This window comes from Dactylosporangium sp. NPDC005572, from assembly GCF_040605515.1.
Classification (GTDB): Bacteria; Actinomycetota; Actinomycetes; order Mycobacteriales; family Micromonosporaceae; genus Dactylosporangium.
Genome location: NZ_JBEXCY010000131.1, coordinates 23,886 through 31,637, shown reverse-complemented (window position 1 = coordinate 31,637; position 7,752 = coordinate 23,886). Strand labels below are relative to the sequence as shown.

Genomic DNA, 7,752 nt, shown 5'->3' with positions numbered 1-7,752 from the left:
GAGGTCGTCCGTGGCAACACCCGCAACGATTGGTGGACCTACCTGCCCGACCTCGGCGGGTACATGTCGAACATCTTCTTCGAGTACCCGGACAACAGGCTGGCGGACGTGCCCGTCTGCACCTGAGCGACGGTATATGTAGGGTCGTCCGCCGTACCCGGACGCCCGCGTTCGTGTGACTATCGGCGGCCGACGAGGTCGCGCCCGATGATCTCCTTCATGATCTCGTTGGCACCGCCGAAGATGCGCTGGATGCGGGCGTCCTGGAAGGCCCGGCCGACCGGGTACTCCAGCATGTATCCGTAACCGCCGTGCAGTTGCAGGCAGCGGTCGATGACGCGGTTCTGCATCTCCGACGCGAACAGCTTGGCCTTGGCGGCGTCCACGACCGACAGCTCGCCCTCGCCGTGGGCGAGGATCGCCTGGTCGACGAAGGCGCGGGTCACGTCGATCTCGGTCGCCATCGAGGCCAGCTCGAAGCGGGTGTTCTGGAAGTCGGCGATCGGCTGGCCGAAGGCGTGGCGCTCGTTGGTGTAGGCGAGGGTGTCGGCGAGCACCGCCGTGGCCACCGCGACCGCGTGGGCGGCGATCGACAGCCGTTCGAGCGGGAGCAGGCCGGCCAGCTGCTTGAGGCCGCCGCCGAGCTCACCCAGGACGTTCTCGTCCGGCACGAACACGTCGTCGTAGAAGAGTTCGGCGGTGTCCTGGGCGTGCAGGCCGACCTTGTCGAGCTTGCGGCCCCGGGTGAAGCCGGGCATGTCGCGCTCCACGACCAGCAGGCTGAAGCCGCGGCTGCCGCCCTCGGGCGCGGTGCGCACGACCGTGATCACCAGGTCGGCGTTGATGCCGCTGGTGATGAACGTCTTGGCGCCGTTGACGACCCAGCCGCCGTCGACCTTCCGGCCGGAGGTGCGGACGCCGCGCAGGTCGCTGCCGGTGCCGGGCTCGGTCATCGCGATGCCGCCGATGCGTTCACCGGACGCCATCGGCGGCAGCCAGCGCCGCTTCTGCGCGGCGGTGCCCAGGGCCGTGACGTACGGGATCGCGATGTCGTCCTGGAGCGAGAAGCTCGAGGCCAGCGCGGTGGCGTGGACCTTGGCGAACTCCTCCAGCACGATGTTGCGGTACCGGTAGTCGCCGTGCTGCCCGGCGCCGCCGTACTCCTCGGGCGCGCTGAGGCCGATGACCCCCTGCTTGCCGGCGGCCAGCCACACGTCGCGGTCGATGAGGCGGTCGCGGTCCCAGCGCTGCAGGTTGCCGGCCACGGCCCGGGCCACGAACTCGCGCACGACCTCCCTGAACTGCTCATGGTCGGCGGTGTAGAGATGGCGTTTCATGAGGCGTCCTTCCGTGGGCGGGTGGTGTCGAGGTCGAACAGCGGCGCCGTTCTGAGCTCCGACCGGGCCACCGTGCGGGCGTGGATCTCGTCCGGGCCGTCGAAGATCCGCATCGCCCGGTGCCAGCCCCACATGGCGGCCAGCGGGACGTCGTCGCTGATGCCGGCGCCGCCGTGCACCTGGATGGCCCGGTCGACGACCTGCGTGACCACCCGTGGTACGACCAGCTTGACCATGGAGATCTGCGCGGCGGCGGCCTTGTTGCCGGCCAGGTCGAGCGTTCTGGCCGCGGCCTGGCAGAGCAGCCGCGCCTGGTCGATGGCGACCCGCGACTCGGCGATGTCGCGCTGGACCGACTCGCGCTCGATGAGCGGGCCGCCGAATGCGACCCGCTGCCGGGCGCGCCGGATCAGCATGGCCAGGGCCCGCTCGGCCGCGCCGAGGGCCCGCATGCAGTGGTGGAGCCGGCCGGGCCCGAGGCGCGCCTGGGCCATGGCGAAGCCGTCGCCCTCCTGGCCGAGCAGGTGCGTCGCCGGCACGCGGACCCCCTCGAAGGTCGCCTCGCAGTGACCGTGCTGGTCGTGGCGTCCGAAGACGGGCAGGTCGCGGTGGACGACGACGCCCGGGGTACCGACGGGGACCAGCACCATCGACTGCTGGCGGTGGGTGGGCGCCTGCGGGTCGGTCTTGCCCATCACGACGAGGAGCTCGCAGCGGGGGTCGGCCAGGCCGCTGATCCACCACTTGCGGCCGTCGATCACGTAGTCGTCGCCGTCGCGGCGGATGGCCGTGGTGATGTTGGTGGCGTCGCTGCTGGCCACGTCGGGCTCGGTCATCGCGAAGGCCGACCGGATCTGCCCGTCGAGCAGCGGTTCGAGCCAGCGCTCGCGCTGCTCGGGGGTGGCGAAGAGGTGCAGCAGCTCCATGTTGCCGGTGTCCGGTGCCTGGCCGTTGATGGCCTCGGGTGCCAGTTCCGGGCTCCAGCCCGACAGCTCGGCGATGGCCGCATAGTCAAGCTGCCCGATGCCCGACGCCGCGGGCAGGAACAGGTTCCACAGGCCGCGGCGTTTGGCTTCCTGCTTGAGCTCCTCGACCACGGGCGGCACGGTGTGGTCGTGCTCGCCGTGGCCGGCTCGGTGGTCGTGGTAGGCCCGCTCGGCGGGGAAGACGCAGTCGCGCATGAAGCCGACCATGGACGCGCGCAGCTCGGCGCCGCGCGGTGAGAGCCGCAGGTCAGTCACGGCGGCCCGCCGGCGGGGTGAAGGTGCGGCCGCCCGGCAGGACCGGCGGCAGGTGGGTGGTGACGCGGTCGGCGAAGGCCGGTTCGCGCTTGTCCAGGAACGCGGCGATGCCCTCGCCGGCGTCGTCGCTGACCCCGCGCAGGTTCAGCGCGTGGGTCTCGATCTCGTGCGCGGTCATCGGGTGGTCGACGGTCAGCATCTGCCACAGCAGTCGCCGGGTCAGCGCCGCCGACACCGGCGCGGCGTGCCGGGCGATCTCGCCGGCCAGGTCCAGGGCGACGGTCAGTACCTCGCCCGCCGGGTGCAGGCTGCGCACCAGCCCGCCGGCCAGGGCCTCGCCGGCGGTGAACACCCGGCCGGTCAGCATCCACTCCATCGCCTGCTGCATCGGTACCACGCGGGGCAGGAACCACGACGAGCACGACTCCGGCACCAGCCCGCGGCGGGTGAACGGGAACCCGACCTTGGCGTCCTCAGCCAGGATCCGGATGTCGCACGGCAGCGTCATGGTGATGCCGACACCGACCGCGTGTCCGTTGACGGCGGCGATCACCGGCTTGAGCGACTCGAAGATGCGCAGCGTCACCCGGCCGCCGCCGTCGCGCCGCAGCGGCATGTCGTGCCCCGCCAGCTCGAACCGGGTGTCGGCGGGGGCGTCGGGGCTGTTCCGCCACGTCTCGAACGTGCCGCCGCCGGCCTCGCCGGGAGTGAGGTCCATGCCGGCGCAGAAGGCCCGCCCGGCGCCGGTGAGCACCACCGCGCGGACGGCGTCGTCGGCGTCCGACCGGTCGAAGCACTCGATCAGCTCGGCCTCCATCCGGTCGGTGAACGCGTTGAGCGCCGCCGGCCGGTCGAGCGTGACGACCGCGACGTGGTCGGACACCCCGTAGCGGACGTGACCGCCCATCAGCCGATCCGCTCGATGACGGTGGCGTTGGCCATCCCGCCGCCTTCGCACATGGTCTGCAGGCCGTAGCGCCCACCGGTGTCCTCGAGGTGGTGCAGCAGCGTGGTCAGCAGCCGGGTGCCGGAGCCGCCGAGCGGGTGACCGAGGGCGATCGCCCCGCCGCGGGGGTTGAGCCGTGCCTGGTCGACGTTGAACTCCTGCGCCCAGGCCAGCGGCACGGGCGCGAACGCCTCGTTGACCTCGAACGCGTCGATGTCGTCGATGGAGAGCCCGGCCCGGGCGAGCACGCGGGCGGTGGCCGGGATGACGCCGGTCAGCATGAGCAGGGGGTCGCTGCCGGTGACCGCGAAGCCGGCGAACCGGGCCCGTGGGGTCAGCCCGAGCGCGCGGGCCTTGTCGGTGCTCATGATGAGGGCGGCCGACGCGCCGTCGGTCAGCGGCGACGAGTTCCCCGGCGTGATGTGCCAGCCGATCTCGGGGAATCGTCCGGCCAGCTCGTCGGTCCGGAACGACGGTCGCAGCCCGGCCAGCGCCTCGGTCGTCGTCCCCGCCCGGACGGTCTCGTCGACGGTGTGGTCGCCGACGGGCAGAACCTCGCGCCGGAAGTCGCTCGCGGCGGCGCGCTGGTGCGAGCGGGCCGAGTACTCGTCGAGCTGCGCCCGGGAGAACTTCCAGCGGGCGGCGATGAGCTCGGCGGAGACTCCCTGGTTCACCAGGCCCTCGGGGAAGCGGGCGGCGAGGGGGCCGAGCGGGTCGCCACCGGCGGTGGCCGAGCCCATCGGCACCCGGCTCATGCTCTCCACGCCGCAGGCGATGACCACGTCGTAGGCGCCGGCCACCACGCCCTGGGCGGCGAAGTGCACCGCCTGCTGGCTGGAGCCGCACTGCCGGTCGACGGTGGTGGCCGGCACCTCCTCGGGCAGCCCGGCGGCCAGCGTGGCCGTGCGGGCGATGTTGAGCGCCTGGTCGCCGGCCTGGCCGACGCAGCCGGCGATGACGTCGTCGATCTCGGCGCCGGTGAGGCCGTTGCGCTCGACCAGCGCCCGGACGACCGTGGCCAGCAGGTCCGCCGGGTGTGTCCCCGACAGCGCCCCGCCGGGTTTTCCTCGCCCCGACGCCGTCCTGACGACGTCGATGATGACCGCCTCGGCCATGGCGTGTTCCTTCCTGCCCCGGTTCGCCGGTTATGCGCCGTCGCCAGGTCCCAAGATCGAGTAAATTTACTTAGCGCTCGCTAAGGAGCGTAGCAAGTGTGGGTGCGACGGGGTCAAGGTCCGCTGCCCGCGTGCGCCTTGCCGGCCGGGTCGTGCGCCTGTGTGCCGCCGGTTTCCGGGCGCGAAACGCTCTCTTGACACGGGTGTCAACTCGGGCTTACGTTTCCGGTCAGTGACGCCATTCACATGAGAGCGCACCTGGAGGGTACCAATGAAGATCACAGACCTCCGGACCCGCGTCGTCGCCCCGCCCGAGTTCGTCTTCCAGTGGCGCGAGGACATCCCGCCGGTCCAGCTGACCATGACAGTGTTCGAGATCGAGACCGACGAGGGCATCACCGGTGTCTCGACGTCGTGGCTGCCGGCCGCGCCGAACGAGATCGCCGAGTCGGCCATGCACTTCTTCAAACCGCTGCTCATCGGCGCCGACCCGTTCCAGCGGGAGAAGATCTGGCACGAGCTGATGGCGTTCAGCCGCTACATGATCTCCCCCAAGGCGGCCAGCAACATCGACATCGCCCTGTGGGACATCGCCGGGAAGGCCGCCGGCCGCCCGGTGTACGAGCTGCTCGGCGCGTACCGCGACCGGGTGCCGGTCTACATCACGACCGAGACCCAGAAGGATGCGCAGGACTATGCGCAGATCGCGGTCAAGTGCAAGGAGCAGGGCCTGCACGGCGTCAAGCTGCACGCGGCCGCGACGCCCGACAAGGACATCGAGGCCTGCCGGGCCACCCGGGCCGCGGTCGGCGACGACTTCACACTCATGCTCGATGCGACGAGTGCCTACGACTGGCACGACGCGGTCCGGGTCGGGCGCGAGATCGAGAAGCTCGGTTTCCACTGGTACGAGGACCCGATGCGCGACGACGACGTGGCCGGGTTCGTGCAGCTGTGCCAGGTGCTCGACGTGCCGGTGCTGATGGGGGAGTCGACGGCCCGCGGCCCGTGGACCTTCGCCCACTACCTGTCCCAGGGTGCCTGCGACGGCCTCCGGGCGGTCGGCGACATCATCGGCGGCATCACCGGCCTGCGCAAGATCGGCGCGCTGGCCGAGCTGCACAATCGGCGGATGGAGCCGCACTCGTACGGCTCGACGCTGGTGCAGGCCGCACATCTGCACTACATCCTGTCCGTCCGCAACTGCGAGTACTTCGAGCTGCCCTACCCGCGCGGACCGCTGGACTTCGGCATGAAGGACGTGATCGAGGTCGGCGCGGACGGTTACGTGCGGGCGCCCACGGCACCGGGCCTGGGCTACGAGATCGACTGGGACGTCATCGACAATGCCACCGTCAAGCAGCTCAGCTGAGACGGCGGCCGGGCGGGTGCTCGTCGTCGGCGCCGGGGCGATCGGCGGGCTCATCGCGGCCAAGCTCGCGGAGGCCCCCGGCGTCACGGTGCTGCTCGCCGCCCGGCGACCGATCGAGCGCTTCACCTTCACCCCGCTCGGCGGCGAGCCGGCCGAACCGGACGTGACGGTGCTGCGCGAACCGGGCGAACTGCCGGGGTCACCGGGGCCACCAGGGCTGTCGTGGGTGGTCGTGGCGACGAAGACCTACGACGTCGGCGGTGTCGGGCGTTGGCTCGGCCTGCCGGCGGTGGCCGGCGCGACGGTGGTGGTGGCCCAGAACGGGGTCGGCCACCAGGAGCGGCTGGCGCCGTTCGTCGACCCGGCCCGGGTCGTCCCGGCGCTCGTCACCTACGGTGCCGGCCGCACCGGGCCGGGCCGGGTGGTGCACACCCTCGACGGTGTGGTCCGGGTGCCGGCCGGCGCCGGCGGCGAAGGGTTCGCCGCGCTGGCCGCGTCCACCTCGCTCAAGGTCGAGGTCGTCGCCGACTTCGCCGCCGCACAGTGGACGAAGCTCGCCTACAACCTGGTCGGCAACTCGATCTCCACCATCACCGGCCTGCCGGTCCGCGAGATCGGCCGGCGCCCGGAACTGCGACGCATCGCCACCGCCCTGGTGGACGAGGCCCGCAGGGTCGCCGCCACGCAACTGGCCACGCTGCCGGCCGACCTCGCCGAGCGGATGCTGGACGAGTTCGCCGCCTATCCGGACACGGTGCGCTCGTCGATGTGGCAGGACCGGCAGGCCGGGCGACCGCTCGAACACGATGCGATCAGCGGTGCGGTCGTGCGGGTTGCCCGGTCCCATAATATAGATGCACCCTTTTCGCAGATGGCAACGGACCTGCTGGAGACGCTGTCCCCACCGCCCCACGTTGCATCCAAATAGGAGATCAGATGCCCGGTCCCACCGAGGTTCAGCAGGCTCGTCGCGACAACGGTCCGCTCACCGACCGTGGTGCGACGCGCAAGCGGGCGCTCCTGGACGCGGCCCGTCGGGTCTTCGAGCGGAAGGGATTCATCGAGACGCGCGTGACCGACGTGGTCAAGGAGGCGCAGGTCTCGCACGGCACCTTCTACACCTACTTCGACACCAAGGAAGCCATCTTCTCGGCGGTCGCGCACGACATGGTCGACGCGATGCTGGCGGCGATGTCGACGCCGATCCCCACGACCGGCTTCGACGAGCGCATCCACGACCTCGTGCGCCGCTTCGTGCAGGCCTACCGGCCCCACGCCACGATGATCGGCCTGATCGAACAGGTGGGCACCTTCTCGCCGGAGATGCGGGAGCTGCGCCTCGACATCAGGGACACGTTCGTCAAGCGCACGAAGCGGGGCATCCAGCGGCTGCGTGCCGGCGGCGTGCTCACCGATCCTGACATGGATGTCGAGTACACCGCCGAGGTGCTCGGCGCGATGCTCGAATACACCTGCTACCTGTGGTTCTGCCTCGACAAGAACTTCGACGAGGACCGGCTGATCGACACGCTGGCCTTCGTCTGGCGCAAGACCCTGCGCGCCGCTCGCTGACTCCGGAGCACGACCCCGATAGTTCCACGCCCTCTGCGTCGGTCACGGCCGCACGCGAGTCCCTTTGCGCGCAAGTGCAATCGAGTGTCCGCAGTGGACAGTCACGGCCCGTGGCGGTGCCGCAGTGCGCCCGTCTCCTGGCCGGAGCACCCTTGACAGCTCCCGTGAC

Annotated in this window: 7 protein-coding genes; 3 read left to right on the top strand and 4 right to left on the bottom strand. The window is 71.1% G+C overall.

Annotation, left to right across the window (positions count from 1 at the left end; genetic code table 11):
• Window positions 1-179 precede the first annotated feature (179 nt).
• The 4 genes from ABZS66_RS41295 to ABZS66_RS41280 are packed head-to-tail and all read right to left on the bottom strand — an operon-like array spanning window position 180 to window position 4,639.
• Complete coding sequence (locus ABZS66_RS41295; protein WP_354767662.1) at window positions 180-1,337, bottom strand: acyl-CoA dehydrogenase family protein; 1,158 nt, start codon at window positions 1,335-1,337, stop codon at window positions 180-182.
• Complete coding sequence (locus ABZS66_RS41290) at window positions 1,334-2,530, bottom strand: acyl-CoA dehydrogenase family protein (protein ID WP_354767664.1); 1,197 nt, start codon at window positions 2,528-2,530, stop codon at window positions 1,334-1,336. The genes ABZS66_RS41295 and ABZS66_RS41290 overlap by 4 nt, the downstream gene beginning before the upstream one ends.
• Before the next feature lie 40 nt (window positions 2,531-2,570).
• Window positions 2,571-3,485 carry an enoyl-CoA hydratase-related protein gene (locus tag ABZS66_RS41285; protein ID WP_354767660.1) on the bottom strand — a complete coding sequence of 305 codons (915 nt, stop codon included), beginning with the start codon at window positions 3,483-3,485 and terminating at the stop codon, window positions 2,571-2,573.
• Window positions 3,485-4,639: a thiolase family protein gene (locus ABZS66_RS41280; RefSeq protein ID WP_354767658.1), complete on the bottom strand. Its 1,155-nt coding sequence runs from the start codon at window positions 4,637-4,639 to the stop codon at window positions 3,485-3,487. The genes ABZS66_RS41285 and ABZS66_RS41280 overlap by 1 nt, the downstream gene beginning before the upstream one ends.
• Window positions 4,640-4,910: 271 nt before the next feature.
• Between ABZS66_RS41280 and ABZS66_RS41275 the strand changes: the two genes are divergently transcribed.
• Genes ABZS66_RS41275 through ABZS66_RS41265 form a run of 3 tightly spaced genes read left to right on the top strand, consistent with a single transcriptional unit; the run spans window position 4,911 to window position 7,583 of the window.
• Window positions 4,911-6,011: an enolase C-terminal domain-like protein gene (locus ABZS66_RS41275; RefSeq protein WP_354767656.1), complete on the top strand. Its 1,101-nt coding sequence runs from the start codon at window positions 4,911-4,913 to the stop codon at window positions 6,009-6,011.
• Entirely contained in the window at window positions 5,986-6,939 is a 954-nt protein-coding gene (locus ABZS66_RS41270) for a 2-dehydropantoate 2-reductase (RefSeq protein WP_354767654.1), read from the top strand. Before ABZS66_RS41275 ends, ABZS66_RS41270 begins: the two co-directional genes overlap by 26 nt.
• An 8-nt stretch (window positions 6,940-6,947) precedes the next feature.
• Window positions 6,948-7,583 carry a TetR/AcrR family transcriptional regulator gene (locus ABZS66_RS41265; RefSeq protein WP_354767652.1) on the top strand — a complete coding sequence of 212 codons (636 nt, stop codon included), beginning with the start codon at window positions 6,948-6,950 and terminating at the stop codon, window positions 7,581-7,583.
• Window positions 7,584-7,752 lie beyond the last annotated feature (169 nt).

Bases quoted from the DNA above. Each gene is read 5' to 3' on its own strand.
- ABZS66_RS41280 (WP_354767658.1), bottom strand. From the start codon at position 4,639: ATGGCCGAGGCGGTCATCATCGACGTCGTCAGGACGGCGTCGGGGCGA.
- ABZS66_RS41295 (WP_354767662.1), bottom strand. From the start codon at position 1,337: ATGAAACGCCATCTCTACACCGCCGACCATGAGCAGTTCAGGGAGGTC.
- ABZS66_RS41275 (WP_354767656.1), top strand. From the start codon at position 4,911: ATGAAGATCACAGACCTCCGGACCCGCGTCGTCGCCCCGCCCGAGTTC.
- ABZS66_RS41265 (WP_354767652.1), top strand. From the start codon at position 6,948: ATGCCCGGTCCCACCGAGGTTCAGCAGGCTCGTCGCGACAACGGTCCG.
- ABZS66_RS41270 (WP_354767654.1), top strand. From the start codon at position 5,986: ATGCCACCGTCAAGCAGCTCAGCTGAGACGGCGGCCGGGCGGGTGCTC.
- ABZS66_RS41290 (WP_354767664.1), bottom strand. From the start codon at position 2,530: ATGGTCGGCTTCATGCGCGACTGCGTCTTCCCCGCCGAGCGGGCCTAC.
- ABZS66_RS41285 (WP_354767660.1), bottom strand. From the start codon at position 3,485: ATGGGCGGTCACGTCCGCTACGGGGTGTCCGACCACGTCGCGGTCGTC.